14 protein-coding genes are annotated in these 18,165 nt (G+C 49.3%); 4 read left to right on the forward strand and 10 right to left on the reverse strand.

All coding sequences use genetic code 11. The annotated features are described in order from the left end of the window. Positions 1–47: 47 nt before the first annotated feature. Positions 48–1,202, forward strand: a complete 1,155-nt coding sequence (gene yhbH / locus ACXX53_RS02100) for a sporulation protein YhbH (RefSeq protein WP_458566939.1) — start codon at positions 48–50, stop codon at positions 1,200–1,202. Positions 1,203–1,272: 70 nt separating this feature from the next. Here the strand turns inward: yhbH and ACXX53_RS02105 are convergent, their stop codons facing one another. The 4 genes from ACXX53_RS02105 to ACXX53_RS02120 form a co-directional block, all read right to left on the reverse strand. After that, positions 1,273–1,665 (reverse strand): gamma-glutamylcyclotransferase family protein, encoded by a 393-nt coding sequence (locus tag ACXX53_RS02105; protein ID WP_458566940.1) that lies wholly within the window; start codon positions 1,663–1,665, stop codon positions 1,273–1,275. A gap of 588 nt (positions 1,666–2,253) precedes the next feature. Further along, entirely contained in the window at positions 2,254–5,523 is a 3,270-nt protein-coding gene (locus ACXX53_RS02110; protein ID WP_458566941.1) for a UvrD-helicase domain-containing protein, read from the reverse strand. Next, positions 5,516–8,443 (reverse strand): PD-(D/E)XK nuclease family protein, encoded by a 2,928-nt coding sequence (locus ACXX53_RS02115; RefSeq protein WP_458566942.1) that lies wholly within the window; start codon positions 8,441–8,443, stop codon positions 5,516–5,518. The genes ACXX53_RS02110 and ACXX53_RS02115 overlap by 8 nt, the downstream gene beginning before the upstream one ends. Positions 8,444–8,644: 201 nt before the next feature. Then, the gene (locus tag ACXX53_RS02120; protein ID WP_458566943.1) at positions 8,645–9,532 is read right to left on the reverse strand and encodes a LysR substrate-binding domain-containing protein; all 888 of its coding nucleotides are present in this window, start codon (positions 9,530–9,532) and stop codon (positions 8,645–8,647) included. 225 nt (positions 9,533–9,757) lie between these two features. On the opposite strand from ACXX53_RS02120, the gene ACXX53_RS02125 reads away from it, so the two are divergent. Next, entirely contained in the window at positions 9,758–10,807 is a 1,050-nt protein-coding gene (locus tag ACXX53_RS02125) for a YeiH family protein (RefSeq protein ID WP_458566944.1), read from the forward strand. 322 nt (positions 10,808–11,129) lie between these two features. Beyond that, positions 11,130–11,744: a DNA-binding response regulator gene (locus ACXX53_RS02130; RefSeq protein WP_458566945.1), complete on the forward strand. Its 615-nt coding sequence runs from the start codon at positions 11,130–11,132 to the stop codon at positions 11,742–11,744. 476 nt (positions 11,745–12,220) lie between these two features. Here the strand turns inward: ACXX53_RS02130 and ACXX53_RS02135 are convergent, their stop codons facing one another. The 4 genes from ACXX53_RS02135 to ACXX53_RS02150 all read right to left on the reverse strand — a co-directional run bounded on the left by ACXX53_RS02135 (position 12,221) and on the right by ACXX53_RS02150 (position 15,791). Further along, the gene (locus ACXX53_RS02135) at positions 12,221–12,412 is read right to left on the reverse strand and encodes a hypothetical protein (RefSeq protein WP_458566946.1); all 192 of its coding nucleotides are present in this window, start codon (positions 12,410–12,412) and stop codon (positions 12,221–12,223) included. Positions 12,413–13,084: 672 nt separating this feature from the next. Continuing rightward, entirely contained in the window at positions 13,085–13,759 is a 675-nt protein-coding gene (locus ACXX53_RS02140; RefSeq protein WP_458566947.1) for a restriction endonuclease, read from the reverse strand. 79 nt (positions 13,760–13,838) lie between these two features. Beyond that, positions 13,839–14,432, reverse strand: coding sequence for a YqaA family protein (locus tag ACXX53_RS02145; RefSeq protein ID WP_458567656.1), 594 nt, complete (start codon positions 14,430–14,432; stop codon positions 13,839–13,841). A 378-nt stretch (positions 14,433–14,810) separates the two neighbouring features. Then, positions 14,811–15,791, reverse strand: coding sequence for a phosphotransferase enzyme family protein (locus ACXX53_RS02150; RefSeq protein WP_458566948.1), 981 nt, complete (start codon positions 15,789–15,791; stop codon positions 14,811–14,813). Positions 15,792–15,975: 184 nt separating this feature from the next. On the opposite strand from ACXX53_RS02150, the gene ACXX53_RS02155 reads away from it, so the two are divergent. Then, entirely contained in the window at positions 15,976–16,449 is a 474-nt protein-coding gene (locus tag ACXX53_RS02155) for an SRPBCC family protein (protein ID WP_458566949.1), read from the forward strand. Positions 16,450–16,543: 94 nt separating this feature from the next. Here the strand turns inward: ACXX53_RS02155 and ACXX53_RS02160 are convergent, their stop codons facing one another. Continuing rightward, positions 16,544–17,023, reverse strand: a complete 480-nt coding sequence (locus ACXX53_RS02160) for a DUF6530 family protein (protein WP_458566950.1) — start codon at positions 17,021–17,023, stop codon at positions 16,544–16,546. 147 nt (positions 17,024–17,170) lie between these two features. After that, the gene (locus ACXX53_RS02165; RefSeq protein WP_458566951.1) at positions 17,171–18,130 is read right to left on the reverse strand and encodes a vWA domain-containing protein; all 960 of its coding nucleotides are present in this window, start codon (positions 18,128–18,130) and stop codon (positions 17,171–17,173) included. Between the last annotated feature and the right edge of the window lie 35 nt (positions 18,131–18,165).

The following is an 18,165-nucleotide window of genomic DNA, read 5'->3' on the forward strand; positions in this document are numbered from 1 at the left end:
AAGTAACAACGCGCTTCGCGCGGTTTGAGCGCTGGGAGGTGTCAGGTATGGATAACAGCAGCTTCAGAAACTTTGTCGTGTCCCGCGAGGACTGGTCGCTGCATCGCAAGGGGTATCAGGACCAAGCCCGCCATCAGCAGAAGGTGCGCGAGGCGATCAAGCAAAATCTGCCCGATCTCGTAACCGAGGAAAATATAATAATGTCAGACGGCAAGCAGATCATTAAAGTTCCAATTCGCAGTCTGGATGAATTCCGTTTCGTATACAACTTTAATAAGAAGAAGCATGTTGGCCAAGGAGACGGCGACAGCAAGGTCGGCGACGTCCTCGGCACCGATAAGGAGCAAGGACCAGGTAAAGGACAGCAGGCTGGAGATCAGCCTGGCGTGGATGTAGTCGAGGCGGAAATTAGCATTGCGGAGCTGGAAAATATGCTGTTCGACGAGCTCGAGCTGCCGAATCTTAAGCCTAAGGATAAAGATCTCATCGAAGTGACGGATATTCGTTTCAACGATATCCGGAAGAAAGGCATCATGTCCAACATCGATAAGAAACGTACGATTCTAGAAAATATCCGACGCAATGCGATCGACGGCAAGCCGGGTATTCATCATATCAGCCCCGACGACCTGCGATATAAGACGTGGGAAGAAATCGTAAAGCCGCAGTCCAACGCGGTTATCATCGCGATGATGGATACGTCGGGCTCCATGGGCTCCTTCGAGAAATATTGCGCGCGCAGCTTCTTCTTCTGGATGACCCGCTTCCTGCGCCGCCAATACGAGAAGGTCGAGATCGTCTTTATCGCTCACCATACCGAGGCTAAAGAAGTGACCGAGGATGAATTTTTCACCCGCGGCGAGAGCGGAGGGACGATCTGCTCATCCGCCTACCTAAAAGCGCTGGATATCATCGATCGCCGGTATCCGCCTTCCAGCTACAACATCTATCCATTTCATTTCTCGGATGGCGATAATCTAACGAGTGACAACGAACGCTGCGTGAAACTCATCAAGGAGCTGCTGAAGCGCACCAATATGTTCGGATACGGAGAAGTGAACCAATATAACCGCAGCAGTACACTGATGTCAGCCTATCGCAATATCACATACCCGGACTTTATGTATTATGTGATCAAGGAGAAGGCAGAAGTGTATAAAGCGCTCAAGCATTTCTTCAAGAAGCAGCCAGTTGTTCAATAGTAATCGTGAACCTTAGGAGGACACACCCATCGTATACTGGTATATGGTGTGGTGTGTCCTTTTAGGTTACTTACTCATTTTCCGTACTCTTGAGCCAATCCCCAGTTCCGATCAGTTCAAGCTGTGAAGCCTGCTCCTCTAGGAAAATGTACGTCCAGACACGCATATCTCCTTGCTCCGTATGAACGGTGACGGACACACGCTCATACAGATTGCGAGGATCCCCCTTCGCATAGTAGTCCTCCAACTCATCCAACCGCTTCAGAGTAGGGGCATCTATCCGATACACCTCTCCTTGCACGCGTTGATGTCCTGACAGGGTTAGAGCAGGATAACCGCATCCGGTATCATACAACCTACCTCTCACATAAGCCTTTTCTGAAATGCATTCCGCATCCCGAAGCAGTCCCGCATTCACCTCATCTCTTCGCAATGTGCCGTACACAAATACTAGATCTATCATCTGATTACTCCCTCTCTGTGCTGTCTGTGGTCTCGCGATCTTCGGCTGATTCTACTGCGCTGTCTGCTCGGGAGTGGACACACAAGCCGTTATTTGTGACCAAAACCGCTATTTCGCCACATTCGCGGACCGTAGAGCCGCTATTTGACCCAAATCCACCGAAAATGGCTAGTTTTGATGCCAATAACGTCCTCTGTGTCCGCAAAACTCAAAATATGCCGCAAAAACCTAAAATAGCGTCTCCTGTGTCCGTTTCAGTAGGCTAAGCTACCTATTAACCACTTACTACCCAACGAAATAAGGCTTCCTGCTCGGTAGCGGACACACAAGCCGTTATTTGCAGCTAAAACCGCTACTTCGCCCTACTCGCGGACCGTAGAGCCGCTATTTGACCTAAATCTACCGAAAATGGCTAGTTTTAGTGCCAATAACGTCCTCTGTGTCCGCGAAACTCAAAATATACCACAAAAACCTAAAATAGCGTCCCCTGTGTCCGTTACACTAAGTAAAGCCGCCTATCAACCATTTGTTACCCCACTAAAAAAGGGAACCGGACAGCCAAGGCTATCAATCGGTTCCCGCCTCTACCTAGAGCACAATATATCGTCCTGTATCAATAAAATACAATCCCGCTTCCTTCACCGTTCCGCCAATCGTGCGCTCCCATTCATCCTTATAAGCAAGCACCTGCGGCTTGTAATACTCAACAAACTGCTGCTCTTGCGGCATATCGTACCGATCTGTCTTAAAGTCCACGATGACCCAGCCATCATCCTCCTCAAAAACGAGGTCTATGACACCTCGCAGCAGGGTAGGCATTGCCGAATCCGAACCGCTGACCTCATGAGGACGAGCAGTCATGAAAGAGAAATCGTGATATTTGCGCCGCGCATTCAAAGTACGCTTCCACAGCTCTGACTCTGCTACCTGCAGCACTGCTGCTTCTGCCGCTGAGAGCCACTCTGCTTCGAAGTCCTCATCCTTCTCTGCAGCCAAGCGGCAGAAGTCGTACAGATCGCTGCGCTCCATCCCTTCCCCCAGCGCCTGAAGGCAGCTGTGAACGAGCGTGCCGTACGCCATGCCCTTGCCGTCGGCGGAACGCTCCAGCACTATCTCGCTCGCCTCCTTCGTCAAGCCGGTTACGCCCGCGATCTGATAGCTGGGCTGCACGCTTGCCGCCAAGCGCTGCTGCCACTCAGCCAAGCTTCCCGCGACATCCGGGATCGCCGGCAGCTCCTCCGCGCTGACAGGCGCGATAGGTGGAATGTCCAGCTCCGACTGATTGCGCAGCGAGTCCGCGAGCAAGCCCCACGGATCGATGGCTGGACGCGTCGGATACTGGCTCACTATCAAGAGCTGCATCGCGCGAGTCGCTGCTACGTACAGCAAGCGTTCCGCTTCCGCGTGCATGAACTCCCGCTCCTTCTCGCCGCGCTCTGCCCAGCCAAAAGGCTGGGCCACGATCTCAGACGTGTACATGTCCCGCTGCCTCGAGATCGTGAAGTACCCGCGCTGCGGCTCCGCCATGCGGTCCACATGCTCTGCGGCATCGTGGTCCTTGTTGCCGCACGGGCATGCTAGCAGCACGACTGGAGCTTCCAAGCCCTTCGCCTTGTGCAGATTCATGATCCGCACAGCGTCGCCGCTGCCCGCGAACAGGCTCGAGGCTTCCATGCTGCCCCTCTCGGTCAGCTGCTGCAGCCGGCTCGTCAGCGCCTGCCAATCCACCGAGGCAGCCGCATCCCTTTGCAGCACCTCGAGCAGCTTGATCAATGTCCCGCTGCGAATGGCGCCTGACTCGCCGCAGGCCGCAGCCTGTACGAGTCCGATGTCATCCACGATGCGCATAAACGCCGCAAGCGCAGGAAGCTCCGCTGCCCAAGCCGCATATTGGCGCAGCTTGCCTAGCGCCTGATCGACCTTGCGGCCCTTTGCAGACAGCTTATCTGGGTCTGCCGCGATGTGCAGATGAATCTCGCAGCTCTCACAGCGGTAATGATACAATTCATCGTCGCTGATCCCGAACAGCATACCCCGAAGGACCGCTAACAGCGGGATGCGGTCTGTCGGGTCGCTGAGCGTCAACGCCAGCAGAGCCAGCGCGCGCAGCTCCTTCGTTACCGCTATACTGCCGGAAGTATCGGCAGCGATGCCGTACTTCTCTAGCCTCTCCGCGTACAGGTTGATATACTTGCGATACTTGAGCAGGATCATAAAGTCGCCCGCTCGTGCAGGCCGCATCATAGGCTTGCCGTCTGCACTGGCTCTCTCCGCGATCTTTAGATTGCCGGAGCAAGCCCAAGCTACATACCGCGCTAGCTGCTCGGCATCATAGTCCGCAATATGATCCTGCTTATCACGAACTTGCCCAGGGATGGTGACAGTATACACACCGTGCAGAGCGCCCTTGCTGCTCGGGTTGTTCCGCTGCGTAATCATTCGTACAAACGGAGCCTGGCTGTCAGTTGCAGCTCCAGGAATTGCAAATCTACTCTCGAATGCATAATTGACATAATCGCCGACCGACTTAACCGAGCGAAAATTGCGTGTCAGTTGCAGCACTTCCCCGCACTGCTCAATCCGCTGCTTTACATAATTGTAGGTGGATATATCCGCGCGGCGAAAACGATAAATGGCCTGCTTCGGGTCACCGACGACAAACAAGGAACCTTCTCGCGGCAGCTGCTTGCGCCAATCCGATTCCTTTGCGTCTGCTCCGGTCAAGAGCATCATCATCTCAACTTGAATCGGATCCGCATCCTGGAAATCATCGACAAACAATCGGGTATATCGCCGTCCGAAGTATGCTCTAACCTCTGGGTACGAACGCAGCAGCTCAGACGCCTTCATCAGCAGATCCTGAAAATTAAGCTTGCCAGCTTCCGTTCTCTTCTGTCTGCAATAGCGCACCGCAGGCAGGACGAAAGCGATCAGCTTCGGATGCACATACTCCCGCCAGCTCTGTAGAAAGGGCTTGAGTACATTAATTTTCCAATCCTGAAAATGCTGCTTAAACGCCTTGGCCATCTTGGCATCTGTCCAGCGATTCTGAGTCACATCCAGAGTACGGTCGAACAGCTTCGCCACCGACAGCACGTTCATGTCTTCCGCCATATCCTTGCTCCGCACATGACGCATCGCCTCCTGAATCGTCTTCTGCAGCGAGTCCCAGCCTTTCTCCGGCTCATTCGTGCCGATATATGGAGCAGCTGACTCCATCAATGAGAACAACGTATCACGAATCCGGTCAACATTCGGACGTTCGACTTCACATGTATAGATTTCAATATCCTCATATTCAGAGACTCGATTGTAAACCGATCGCAACACTTCAACATCGATCTGCAGCGCAGCGATCTCCGCTATCTGTTGAACGTCGCCGCGCAGGCGCATTTCCTCCAAATATTCATCCCAGCAGCGATCGCGAAACTCCTGATCCTCATCTTCTTCCATCTCGCGAAATGCGGGATCAAGCCCCGCCTCAATCGGACGTTCTCGCAGCAGTCTCCCACAGAAGGCGTGAATCGTCCCGATAAAGCACTCCGGCATTTGACGCAGCGCCGCTTCAAGCTTCTTACGCTCCTGTCCATTAACTGCCTGCGCCAGCTCCTTCTCCAACTGGATGCGGAATCTTCCCTTCAGCTCAGACGCCGCCTTATTCGTAAATGTTATCGCAGCAATGCTGCGCGCTTCCGCCCTGCCTGCCCGAATCAATGCGATCATTCGACCGACCATGGAGGTCGTCTTACCCGAGCCCGCCCCTGCTTCAACGAGAAATGTCGTATCCAAATCCGTCGCAATTCGATCGCGTGCAGCGGCGTCTTCCCTCATCAGATGTTCGGTGCTCACTTTAGACATATCGGTACACCTCCAAAATGTGGCGCAAGCGATCAGCATTTTCGGGAGCCTCTAGCTTCACTTGAAATTGCTCCGCATGACTTCCACATACATCCGCATAATTACACCATGCACAGCCTATCGGATCGCTTGCCGGCGGGTATAACCCCTCCCGCATCGCTTCCAGCATGTGATAAAGCAGATCGGCTAGATCACCTCTGCGCTGCTGCGATCGCGTTACTTCCTCGCCCATTCCGCGCTCCGTCGGAAACAAGTACGCCGAATCAACGACCTGCGCATCCACATCATAGCCCGTCTCAATCATCCACTGCTCAACTGCAGCACCGTACAGCGGAAGCTGCAGCTGTGTGCCCTTGGAGAAGCATTCATTTTGCTTATACATCTTGGGTTTGCCTGTCTTGTAATCGTATATCTTATATTGATGCGGTGCGATCTCATCGATCCGATCGACGATGCCTCGTAGAGGCAAGCTTATTCCATTCTCCAGCGCTAATTCAAAAGGCTTCGAATCTTGATGAAGCTGGAGCTCCGTTTCCTTATAGGTCGTGCTTGAAGCTCGCTTCCGTTCCCCTACTAGGAAGATCTGTACATCCTTGCGGATGCTCTCTGCTTCTTTGCGAAAAATGTGCTCGCTTGGCGCTGGTACAGCGTCTGCATATCGAGCGATGACGTTCTCGGTGATGTCGCGCAGCATTGAGGCATCATGGCTGATCGGACTATTCGAGGCTTGCTGTAGCTCCTTCATCGCCATCACATACTGATTAAAGATGTCATGAAGCAAGCTCCCCCGCTCCATCGCATCCAGCCACCTTGTACGATCGTAAACCGTGACCTCTTTCGCGCGAATGCCCAGCACTTCCTGATAGTAGTATTGAAGCGGACATCTACCGTACTGTTCCAGCTTGCTTACGCTGAAGGCATCTGAGTCCGCGCCTGGTTCACCAGGCAGCGCAATCGGGTACTGCGATGTGTCTATAATCCCATCGTACGGAGACACGCTTGCAGACAGCCTCGCCTGTGCAGCCTTCACTCCATCCATCAACAGCGGATATGCGGCATATAGGCTCTGCTGTGCAGACTTCAAGCCTGCATGCTCTGTCTGCAAAGCGCGCATCCAGACGTCAGTCGCTTCCGAATCCAATCCGGTCGGACTGCGATAATATCGCACAGCCTCTCCCATCGCTCGGTGCAGCGCGACATAATCTGCGTCGGCCTGCGCGGCGCTGCGTCGATAGGCTTGCAGCATTTCATGCGCTGGCATGTATTCCCTATGATCCGCCACGTTGTAAGAGCAATAGCTCAGCGTACAATGCCCCCCCAGCATGCCAAAGCGCTCATATCGTTCCTGCTGTCTTCGAGCCGCTATTTCGGAGCTCAGGCGCAGATTAGGACTGATGCGAGCGCGCTCCTCATCAAGCAGGACAGGATCTTGGCGCAGAGCCAACGACCAATTCGTCTCAGACATCCCCATGATGAAGCTGTATGGACGTCCGCTGTGCCCGCCGCCGTTCAAGGATGTTACATGAATCGCACCAGGTGCTGGAGTTGCTGCAACCTGAACCCGAATCCCCTCAACACTTTCCTGTATATAGAGCAGAGCCAATACACTGCTCATCACGATATCACCAGCTGCACCTATCGACTTCTGAAGCAGCTTTAACTGCTTGATAACCGATCCATCATACTTATCAAGCAGAACATACGATTCGACGAAGCGAATCAGCTCGCTAAGCAATCTGCTTGGTGAGTTGAGCGCTTCTTCTGTCAGCGGCTGCAGCAGCCTCTTGAATACGCGCTGCAGCAGGCTTAATACAGCCCGTCTTTCTTCAGAAATATGCTCTGCTTTCGCTAATTGCTCAAGAAGCGCGTATCGTTCTTTACCCCAACCGATCCCCGATTGCTCCAACTCATGAATGAGTAACGCCGATGAAATGCTGTTCGACTCGTCAACCTGAAAACGAACAACTCCTTGCTTCAAGGCTGTCAGAATCGGATTCAGATCGAATCCGGAACGCAGCCATTCCAGATACAGCTTCGCTGCTTTCCCTGCATTCATCACCCCAAGCGGCAGTCCATCTGCATAAGTGCATGGGATCCCTGTAGTTGCTGCAGCCGTAAATATTGCGGACACATTCGCATCATAATTAGAAGCGATAATCTCCACTTGATCCACCCGTAAATCCCTCTTCATGATACGGCGGATAACTTCGCGAGCTTCAGCAAGCGCCCCATTTGCGTGAAAGAATTCAATGGAGTCAGCATGAAGTATGAACTCCTGCTCCGCCTCAGGCGAAAGTGAACGTAGTGAACTACATTGCCCGCCCGTCGTGAGTATATGGAGCAGTCTTCTCTCGATCTCATTGCGAACCGCATGTTCATCAACGATGATAACGCCCTTTGACACGGTAAGCTGCGAGGCATAATCTAGGATTCGAGCCAGATCCACATAGCGATGCTGCTCCAGATAAGCCTCGTATCTTGTAAGCAGCTCCTTGACCAGCACGCCTTTGCTCTGCTGTTCGAACTGCCGCGGCTCCAGCTGCTCCGCCTTTACACCTGCTTCACGGAGCTCAACAACCGCTTGATGAAACACATTTGTTAACCCAGGCGTTAACACAATTCCTTGGATATAAGAAGCCTTGCCGGAAAGGGACATATCCTGAAGCAGCTTGCATACGATCCATTTCGATTCAGAGGATGTGAGATAGCTCAGCTTCTGTCTAGCCAATATCAGTCTGCTGCGCTCCTGCACCCATGATTCAAGTGTCCGTACTTCAGTATTGAAGACCGGACCATGGAGTCTCGTTATTTGTTCGAGCCATTGATGGCCCTGCGCATAACTGCTCACGAGCAGCCATTTTCGTTCGATCGGATTGCCGTTCATGATGTCGTACAATTGTTGAATGGTCGTATTCAACATACACGCATCAACGCTCCTCTTCATCTTCGGCATATGTTCATATTATTGTCTGTAATTTCGGCCTATGCCTAGTAGACTCTTGCTATTAAGAAATTGTCGAGGCGGCGTACCTTCCAACACAACAAAAAAGCCAGCATCGCACATGCACTACATGTCGTTGACTGGCTTGATCGTATTTAGATTCTAATCGATTAATTCCATTTAAATATCCAACTGACGCAGCTTCTGAAGAAATACCTTCATCGCCATAGTTGACGAATGCTTCGTACTTTGCAAAATATAAAACTGCCTAGCTGCACGAGGTCCTGCAATGTTCAATTGGCTCAGCTCGCCTGCTTCGAGCTCTCTGCGGATGACCCAGCGAGATAATATCGCGATCCCTAACCCCGCCATCACCGCCTCCTTCACACCCTGGTTGCTGCTAAACACGAAGCTTCGTTTTACATTAAGCTCTAAGTTCTGTATATATTGCTCGCAATAGGATCTTGTTCCCGAACCGCTCTCGCGCATAATCCACACCTGATGCTGCAGCAAGTCGGGATCTACCATCGGTATCGTGGATAACGGATGATTATACGGCGCAACTAATACCATTTCATCTTCCATAAAAGGCATCTTCACTTGTATATCCGGATAGTCGACTTGACCTTCTACAAGTCCCAGATCCAGTTCATCTCCGCGCACGGCTTGTGCGATGTCTTCCGTATTGGCTATCGTCGTCTGAATATCAACATGAGGGTAATCCTGCGAGAACTCCGCAATCAATCGCGGGAGTATATATTCGCCGATCGTATAGCTGGCCCCAATCTTCAATGCGCCTGTCACTTCATCGCGCAGCAGGTGAATCTTTTCCTTCGCTTCATCATAACGAGTCAACATCTCTTTAGCGCAATTGTATAGAATCTTGCCTGCCTCGGTCATCTTAACGTATTTGGATGTTCGATGCACCAGAGTTACACCGAATTCATTTTCCAGATTGCGAATATGTAAACTTACCCCAGGCTGAGACAGATTCAGTACTTTAGCTGCTCTAGAAAAGTTGCTTTGCTCCACTACAGTTACGAATACTTTCAGTGTGTCGACGATCATGCTCATTCCCCCTGTTCTTGCTTGTCAGCTTCCAAATGATGTGTAATACAAAGTTTACAGCTTGTACCATAAGTATTGTTAATACTTTAGATAGTATATCGGTATTTCCATTATGAAAGCATCCTCATTATAGTAATGGTTAAGCGAAGGATTCAAGTTCAATTTAAGTTGAGTGTTGGATTATTCGACTCTTATTACATGTTTTATACGGGAGATGTCGTTCATATGAGTTATGCAAACGATTATAAAGTAGTGAAACCGCAGCGTAAAGCAAGAATTGACTTTGCACTCGGTATTGGACTGACGCTGGCGATCTCGTTGGCGGCTAAGTACTTAGCCGGATTTCCATTTCTGAACATTATGGGGCAATTGGTCATCGCAATCCTAATCGGTATCACTTGGCGCGCAGTCATTGGTTTGCCTGAACAACTCGTCGCCGGGACCAATTATTCGAGTAAGAAATTGCTTCGACTAGGAATCATCCTCCTTGGGATGCGGTTGAATCTCATAGATATTGTAAATGCCGGACCAAAAGTATTTCTTATAGCTGTTATCGTTATCCTGTTTACCATACCTGTCGTATACGGACTGGCACGTTACTTCAAGGTCGAGAAACGCCTCAGTATATTGACGGCTTGCGGTACAGCTATCTGCGGTGCGGCTGCAGTTGTTGCGATTGCGCCTGAGATCAAAGCCAAAGACGACGAAACCGCGATCGGTGCGGCCCTGGTTGCTATACTGGGAACCATATTTACGTTGGCGTATACATTCTTGTACCCTGTATTAGGTTTATCTCCGACTGGCTACGGTATCTTCGCAGGCGCAACGTTGCACGAGATTGCCCATGTCATAGCAGCAGCTGATCCTATCGGTACCGAGGCTGTAGATATCGCGATTATCGTCAAATTAACGCGTGTCGCATTGCTCGTACCGGTTGCCATTCTCGTCGGGCTCTGGGCGAAACGCACGGATCCAGAGCGGAAGGATTCACACACGAAAACAACCTTGAAATCATTGCCTATTCCTTGGTTTATCGTCGGATTCCTGCTCGTCAGCGCATTCAACTCTCTTGGAATCGTTCCTTCACACGTCGCTGAAATGATCGTTACGTTGGCTTATCTGCTCATTGCGATGGCAATGGCGGGTCTCGGTCTTAATGTGGATCTCGTCGCCTTCAAACGCTTAGGCACGCGTTCCTTTGTAGCAGGGCTGATCGGCTCCGTGCTGTTATCGATACTCGGATTCGCATTGGTACATGTATTCGGGCTCGCTTAATGGTGGTTATTTAGCGCCCCCCCTCACTTCCCATGGTCGTATTCGATATTTTACGTTACAGAAAGCAAATACAGTTGTTTTATGGTAGGTATTATCTAAAAAAAGTCGAAATTTTTCCCTTTATTTAGGAGATTGGTTGTGCTACACTGAACTCATCTAAATAGTGGTTGTGAAGAACACACCGTCTAACCCTGAGGCTTTAGGTCTCTTTGTTGGCGGTGTTTTTTTATTACCTAGTCGAAGGGTGTGAGGATAAGTGTTTCAATCTATGTATGAAAGGTGGTATCAGGGGCACATCAAATTAAGCAGCGGCAATCGAAAAATGAGGCTAGTGGAAGGGCACGGTTATGCGGAAAAGTTATTTTTAGAGCGAGTATGGTTTCCTGCATTCAGAAGCTTTGATCGCCTGTATCCTGAATATGAAGTCGCCGACTTTCGTGATGGCAGCCGCTTTATCGACTTTGCTTATATCCGTTATCCGCTGCAGCTAGCCATCGAGATCGATGGTTATGGAACACATTCAGCAAAGGCTTCACGATGGCAGTTCTCAGACTCGCTCATTCGTCAAAATCATCTTGTCATAGACGGCTGGCGAATTCTTCGCTTCTCCTGCGATGATGTGGAGGAGAAACCTCGTATGTGTGAACAGCTGCTGCAGCAGTTTCTAGGGAGCTGGATCAGTGGTGAGCCCTCAAAGCTTGCTGATACATCGGAATTGTTGGAACGCGAGGTGCTGCGTTACGCCTTAAGCTTGAATCGCAAGATTCAACCTCATGACGTATGCGAACTGCTTAAGGTTAGTATAGACAAGGCCTATTCTATTCTGCACAGCATGCTTAGGAACGGCAGCTTGCTTCCAGGTGGCAAAGGTGAGAAGCGCACTAAGCTGTACGAGGTAAATAGAAGCTATATCGACAGGATGCGCTTGTTTAGTTAGATGACAACCTCCGGTACGCTTCTGGCGCTTCCCAGCGCTGTTACGGGGTAAAAACCTGTTACAGAACGTGCAGCTCCTCTTCCGCGATCCCCTCAAACGCGTGTAACACGGTTTTTACCCGCTATCTCACTCCAGCAGCCGCCTCCCAGCGCTGTTACGAGGTAAAAACCGGTTACAGACTGCGCGGCGATTCTGATGCGCACCCCATGCGCACGCGTAACACGGTTTTTACCCGTTATCTCACTCCGACAGGCGCATCCCAGCGCTGTTACGGGGTAAAAACCGGTTACAGAGCGCGCGGTTCCTCTTACGCGCTCCCCTCGCATGCGTGTAACACGGTTTTTACCCGTTATCTCACTCCGACAGGCGCATCCCGGCGCCGTAACGGGGTAAAAACCGGTTACAGAACGCGCGGCTCCTCTTTCGCGCTCCCCTCGCGCGCGCGAAACACGGTTTTTACCCGCTATCCCACTCCATCAGGCGCCTCCCGGCGCTGTTACGGGGTAAAAACCGGTTACAGACTGCGCGGTTCCTCTCACGCGCTCCCCATGCGCACGCGTAACACGGTTTTTACCCGTTATCTCACTCCGACAGGCGCCGCCTGGCGCTGTAACGGGGTAATAACCTGTTACAGACTGCGCGGCGATTCTGATGCGCTCCCCATGCACACGCGTAACACGGTTTTTACCCGTTATCTCACTCCAACTGGCGCTTCCCGGCGCCGTAACGGGGTAAACCTGTTACAGAGTGCGCGGCAAATCTTCCACGTACCCCTCGCGCACGCGTAACACGGTTTTTACCTGTTATCTCACTCCGACAGGCGCCTCCCAGCGCCGTAACGGGGTGAAAACCTGTTACAGATTGCGCGGCTCCTCTTTCGCGCTCCCCTCGCACGCGCGTAACACGTTTTTTACCCGTTATCTCACTCCAACAGGAGCCTCCCGGCGCTGTTACGGGGTAAAAACCTGTTACAGGGCGCGCTTCACCTCTTTCGCGCTCCCCTCGCGCGCGTGTAACACGGTTTTTACCCGCTATCTCACTCCGACAGGCGCATCCCAGCGCCGTAACGGGGTAAAAACCTGTTACAGACTGCGCGGCTCCTCTTACGCGCTCCCCTCGCACTCGCGTAACGCGGTTTTTACCCGCTATCCCGCTCCAACAGGCGCCTCCCGGCGCTGTAACGGGGTAAAAACCCGTTACAGTACCAGCGCAGCGTAGCGCAACTAGCTCGCCCTCTCACTCACACCGCGCCAAGCTCCCCCTCAGCGCCAGCGCATAACACAAAAAACTCCAGTACCGCAGCACATTCGCGGAACTGGAGTTTCATCATATCACTACGCTCAAATATCACTAGCGTACATTTGGATCCATTTGTACAAGGTCGCTCCATCAACTAACGTTATTGGTTTGTTCCGCACATAGTCCATGGCTTGAGCCGAGAAATGGCCTGCCGTAACGTAAAATCCTTGTTTTAAGCCCAGCTCAGCAAGACGTGAAGATAAATCCTCTACGTCCATAAGGCCAATCTCGGTGCCGTCTCCTAGGTTGCATTCGACCAGATACTGCACACTGCCCTTACGAAGGAGAATATCCTTGCCGCCATCTTCTACTGGATCAGTGGCCTCATTTCGATATCCCATAAGCACGAATAATTGGGCGACATATTGCTCAAAAACATACGGATCCAGCTCCATCAAACGTTCACGAGAATCCAAGTGACGCCATTCGTCTATAGCCCTTACAGCAAGTTGCAGCTCATCGCTGCGTTCCGCTTCCTCCTGGCGCCGCTTGATAATGCCTCGATACTTCATAAGCCCATAGACGGTCAGTAGTATGAACAAAAATACTACCGCCCATTCCAACAATGTCAGCCCATATAAGAAGTCTCTTGATTTATTCAGAAGTTCAATAATCTTCAATACTAACAAGCAAGTTAATAACAGTGCTCCAAATAAAAACGCAATTAAGACCTCTTGAGATTTATCACTGTATATTCTGCGTCTGCCGCGCGCCACAATGCATCCCTCCTATTCATGGATTATTGTTCCACAAATCAGAAAGATTTACACACGACATGTTACATTTCAATATATACTAGACAGGCTGGTCAGGTTCACTCTGCTTGATCTTTCGACTTGCCATCCTCCTCTTGGTGTACACGACTATCAACAAGATCGGAACCGCTATTAAAAAGATATAGATGGACACATTTTTAACCATGCCTTCAGCTGCCCGACCGTACAAATAGATTAAACCGCCGACCACATAGAACTTCACCGCTCTGCCGAATGCTGCATAGGCCATAAGCTTCCACAGCGGAAACTTCATGCTGCCCGACAGGATCGTGAACACCTTGAAAGGTATCGGTGTGAATGACCCGATGAGAATTGCAGCCTCGCCGTTCTTCTTAAACATCTTCGTAGCGCTGTCGATCCACTCTTGCTTAAGCAGCTTGCGAAGCACCTTTTCGCCTAACAATCTGCCGATCATATATCCGATTGGAGTTCCCATTAAGCAGGCGATATACCCAATCGTCGCCAACCACAGCGCATTCGAAGGATCCAACAAGCTTAACGACACTTGAAGTACAAATGCAGGTATTGGAAATATTATGGCATCAACGAACGAATGAATTGCTAAGCCCCAAGCACCAAAATCCATAAAGAAGTTAATAATATTCTGTACCAATTCGTTCATTGCCCCTTTTCACTAGATCGCATTGCTGTTGCACTCAAAAACCCACCTTAAACCATCAATCTAGTTGGGTTATATAATAAATTATACCTATTAATACCAAGGCGTACAACTAAAGAAATGCGTCAAAAGGTTAGTAAAAGGTTTCAATATCGTAATCTTTACGTATAACTTTTTACAAACTATTTACTTATAATACGTAATTGATCGAGCACAGCCCTTCAAGCGCAACACATTTAAATTTGAATATACAAATATACTTATCTTAAGAATATTATTTTTCCGGTATTAGTAGAACCTCATTTCACCATAAAACAAGACCGCAGGAACCTATCCTACGGCCTTGCACTGCTGAAATATACAGAGTACGGACTAAAATTGATAAAATATTCGTTCTCCCAATAGGAATGGCATGCAACGTTTGGCGCATAATTGCGGCATACGCTCACGCATCCACGGATGTACATCCTCATTTTCCATTTGAAATGCATAATAACCGAAAATACTTACAAGTATGAGTCCCTCCACTACCGTTAGATCTGCATCGCTTAATTGGCGCTGACCATAATACCCTTCGAGCAGTGCATCTCTCTTATCAGCCGGAACCATTGATGCTCCCATGGCAACATCCATAGCATAATATCCGTATCCAAAGAAGCCATAGTCAATAAAGCTGATATCTCCTGTAGGGGTCAAGAGTATATTGTTCTTTGCCAAATCAGCATGGATGATCCCCCATTGTTCCTCTGAACGACCTAGAGCTTCGAGTTGAGCATTAATCGCATGCATCGTCTTCTCCACAATTGCATAATCGGAAGGTGGAAATAACACCAACTCGACACCGCGGTGAATCTTATGAAGCATTACGATGTTGCTCTCGGTATCATAGTGCGGTCTTGTCTCAGGCTTCACGCGATGGTAACTTTGGAAGAAACGATGGAGTTCCGCTATTTTAGCCCCTATTTTCCTCACCAAAATGTCATCAGATACGTCATCCTTGTTCAGAATCTCCCCCTCAATCCAAGTGAGCAGGGAGCAGCAAACCTCCTTGTCACGGTATTGAAGCTTTGTGATATATTCTCCGTCGCAATTGCGAATGGGCGTCTGAACGATAAGGTTGGTTTGGTCTGCCATATCCTGCAGCATCTCTAGTTCACTTAATATACCGCTGTACGTATGCTGAAGATCGACCATATTCTCTTTCAAGGATTGATGAATACGAAATAAGTACGCGGCTCCGCTATTCGGATCTTCGACTTTATAAGTTCTATTTTCGTTGTGTCTAATAAATGTAATCTTCGGTTCATGAACTCCATATTTGCTTAGAATCTCGATCAGTACGTCATCCCTCACGCGGTAACATCCTCTCATTCTGAGTTGAAATAATAGTTCGTATAACTATAATCAATTCTTTGCGTTCCCACCAATTTCCTGCCCCATCAAACCTGTCAAGAAGAGAACTCGATTTACAAACACCAGCGGACATAAGACGTTATAATAGATAGAGAATTGTGTTTTGCTAAAAGGAGTACAAGATATGCCTACTATACATACATCCATTCACATTCATGCTCCTATTCAGATCTGTTTTGACCTGGCTAGAAGTATTGATATTCATATGGAATCCACATCTCAGACGCGTGAGCGCGCAATAGCGGGAAGAACGAGCGGATTAATTGAGCTGCATGAGACTGTGACTTGGGAAGCCGTTCATTTCGGTATTCGTCAGCATTTAACGGCTAAGATAACAGAGATGGAGGCCCCGAACTACTTCGTTGATGAAATGGTGTCAGGAGCGTTTAAGCGATTTCGGCATGTTCACGAGTTTATTCCGCAGCATGGCGGGACGATGATGCTCGATACCTTCGATTACACTTCTCCGCTCGGCTATATGGGCAAGCTTGCAGATGCAATGTTCTTGAAGAACTATATGAAGCGCTTCTTGCAGACTCGCAATGAGCATATTAAGAAGGCGGCGGAGGAGATTGTTAGCGGGAATAGGGGTATATAACTTGATTTCCTAATTTGCCCCACACATCTTCCAAGACAACAAAAAACCGGTCGAGAGATGTTCTCGCCGGCAAATATATCGATCAGAAAACATTTTAATATCCCATATCCTTTAATATTCTGGATAACATGCGCAAACGCTCGCCGATCATTTCATCATCGTCGCTCAGCGCTTGGCTGAACAGCTTAATATCTTCATTAATTCTCTCATTGTCCGTACATATAGCTACGGTCATGGCATCCCCCTGCAAACCAACCCGGTCGATAACGGGCTTTTCCGGGTCATATAAATCTTCGTAACGATAGGCTTCGCGAAAATGTTCCAAAGACCGACAAATTAGAATGGACAAATCAAGAACACGATGGAGAGGCAGCTCCTCCGATTGTCTTGACCATTTTTCACCCGTGTATCTCCATACCTTGGCCGAAATATCGACCTTGCCTCTATCGTTCCACTGGGCTAATCCCAGGGAAAGACCTTTCGCGTCCGTGTTCCCGGCCGTTCGTCCGTCAATCTTCTCATAATTTTCAGACACAACAACAGGTTTATGTTTTAACGTTGTAGGTATATTCATCTTCATTCCCTCATTCCGTTTATCAATTTACTAATTTACTAAACGACGGTTTCATCTTATCTTGAATTTTACTGCTAGTCAAATCTGTTATTGATTAGATCTAATGAATCACAAAACCCGCCAATGTATCAATTGACGGGCTCAGGATTACAAATACCGAGCAATAATCCGAACTAATTTTGCAGGGAACTCACGTAATTTCGTAATGTCCAAAAATCTTTCTTGACCATAAATCTCACTAATGACATCCTTATCTTGGCCGATTGCAGCCGCAAGGAAGGTAATGCCTTTCCGTTCATATTCCTCAATTGTCTGCTGCATATCTGTGACGGCATACCTTCCAGTATAATTGTCCATTGCTTTGGGCTGTCCATCACTAATGCTAATCAACAGCTTGGTCTGCTCTGGTGAAACAGCTAGCCGTTCCCCCATAATTCTAAGGGCCATTCCATCCCGATTATTGCTCCGAGCCTGAATCCGCATCAGCCTGAATCGATCGTCAGCATCCGGTTTATCGAAGTCAGCATAGGCAAAGATCGACATTTGTTCCATTTTAGAAACATCCGCAGTATCGCCATAGATTAATACAGGTATATTGCATATTTGACAAAATTCATACACCGCAATGACTGCCCGTTTGGCCGCTTCCAATCTCCCAAAGGCTGACATCGATGCAGATTCATCAACCCTTAGTCCAACCACAAGTGAAGGGGATTCGGATGGAGGCCGTTTTTTGGAAAAATACCTATAATCCCTGTACGCCACGTTGTCTGCCTGAAACTTACTACCATAATAACGATTTCGCTCAAATTCGGAAGACGTCTCATGTTCCAGTAGCGGAAGGGTCTTTCGGGCAATTTCCTGGACGACTGGCATAAGCTCCTTGCTTAGACGGACATATTCCGCTTGGAGTTCCTGATCGTAATCCGGACGGTGAACGATAAGCTTTACTCTATCATGAATGGATTCGGACACTATCACTCTTGCGGCCTGATTAAGCTTTTTACGAAAATCGCGCTCTTGTTGTATTGCCTCTTCAGACATGGGTTCGGGGTTGGCCTGATGATATTGCGGAGAACCATCTTCTTCGGTATCTGTACTTCTCATGTTAGTTGAGTCATCGGATACACGGGAAGAGCTTT

The organism is Paenibacillus marinisediminis (genome assembly GCF_054343325.1).

Bases quoted from the DNA above. Each gene is read 5' to 3' on its own strand.
- ACXX53_RS02165 (WP_458566951.1), bottom strand. From the start codon at position 18,130: ATGAGAAGTACAGATACCGAAGAAGATGGTTCTCCGCAATATCATCAG.
- ACXX53_RS02155 (WP_458566949.1), top strand. From the start codon at position 15,976: ATGCCTACTATACATACATCCATTCACATTCATGCTCCTATTCAGATC.
- yhbH (WP_458566939.1), top strand. From the start codon at position 48: ATGGATAACAGCAGCTTCAGAAACTTTGTCGTGTCCCGCGAGGACTGG.
- ACXX53_RS02130 (WP_458566945.1), top strand. From the start codon at position 11,130: ATGAGGCTAGTGGAAGGGCACGGTTATGCGGAAAAGTTATTTTTAGAG.
- ACXX53_RS02115 (WP_458566942.1), bottom strand. From the start codon at position 8,443: ATGTTGAATACGACCATTCAACAATTGTACGACATCATGAACGGCAAT.
- ACXX53_RS02125 (WP_458566944.1), top strand. From the start codon at position 9,758: ATGAGTTATGCAAACGATTATAAAGTAGTGAAACCGCAGCGTAAAGCA.
- ACXX53_RS02160 (WP_458566950.1), bottom strand. From the start codon at position 17,023: ATGAATATACCTACAACGTTAAAACATAAACCTGTTGTTGTGTCTGAA.
- ACXX53_RS02110 (WP_458566941.1), bottom strand. From the start codon at position 5,523: ATGTCTAAAGTGAGCACCGAACATCTGATGAGGGAAGACGCCGCTGCA.
- ACXX53_RS02105 (WP_458566940.1), bottom strand. From the start codon at position 1,665: ATGATAGATCTAGTATTTGTGTACGGCACATTGCGAAGAGATGAGGTG.
- ACXX53_RS02120 (WP_458566943.1), bottom strand. From the start codon at position 9,532: ATGATCGTCGACACACTGAAAGTATTCGTAACTGTAGTGGAGCAAAGC.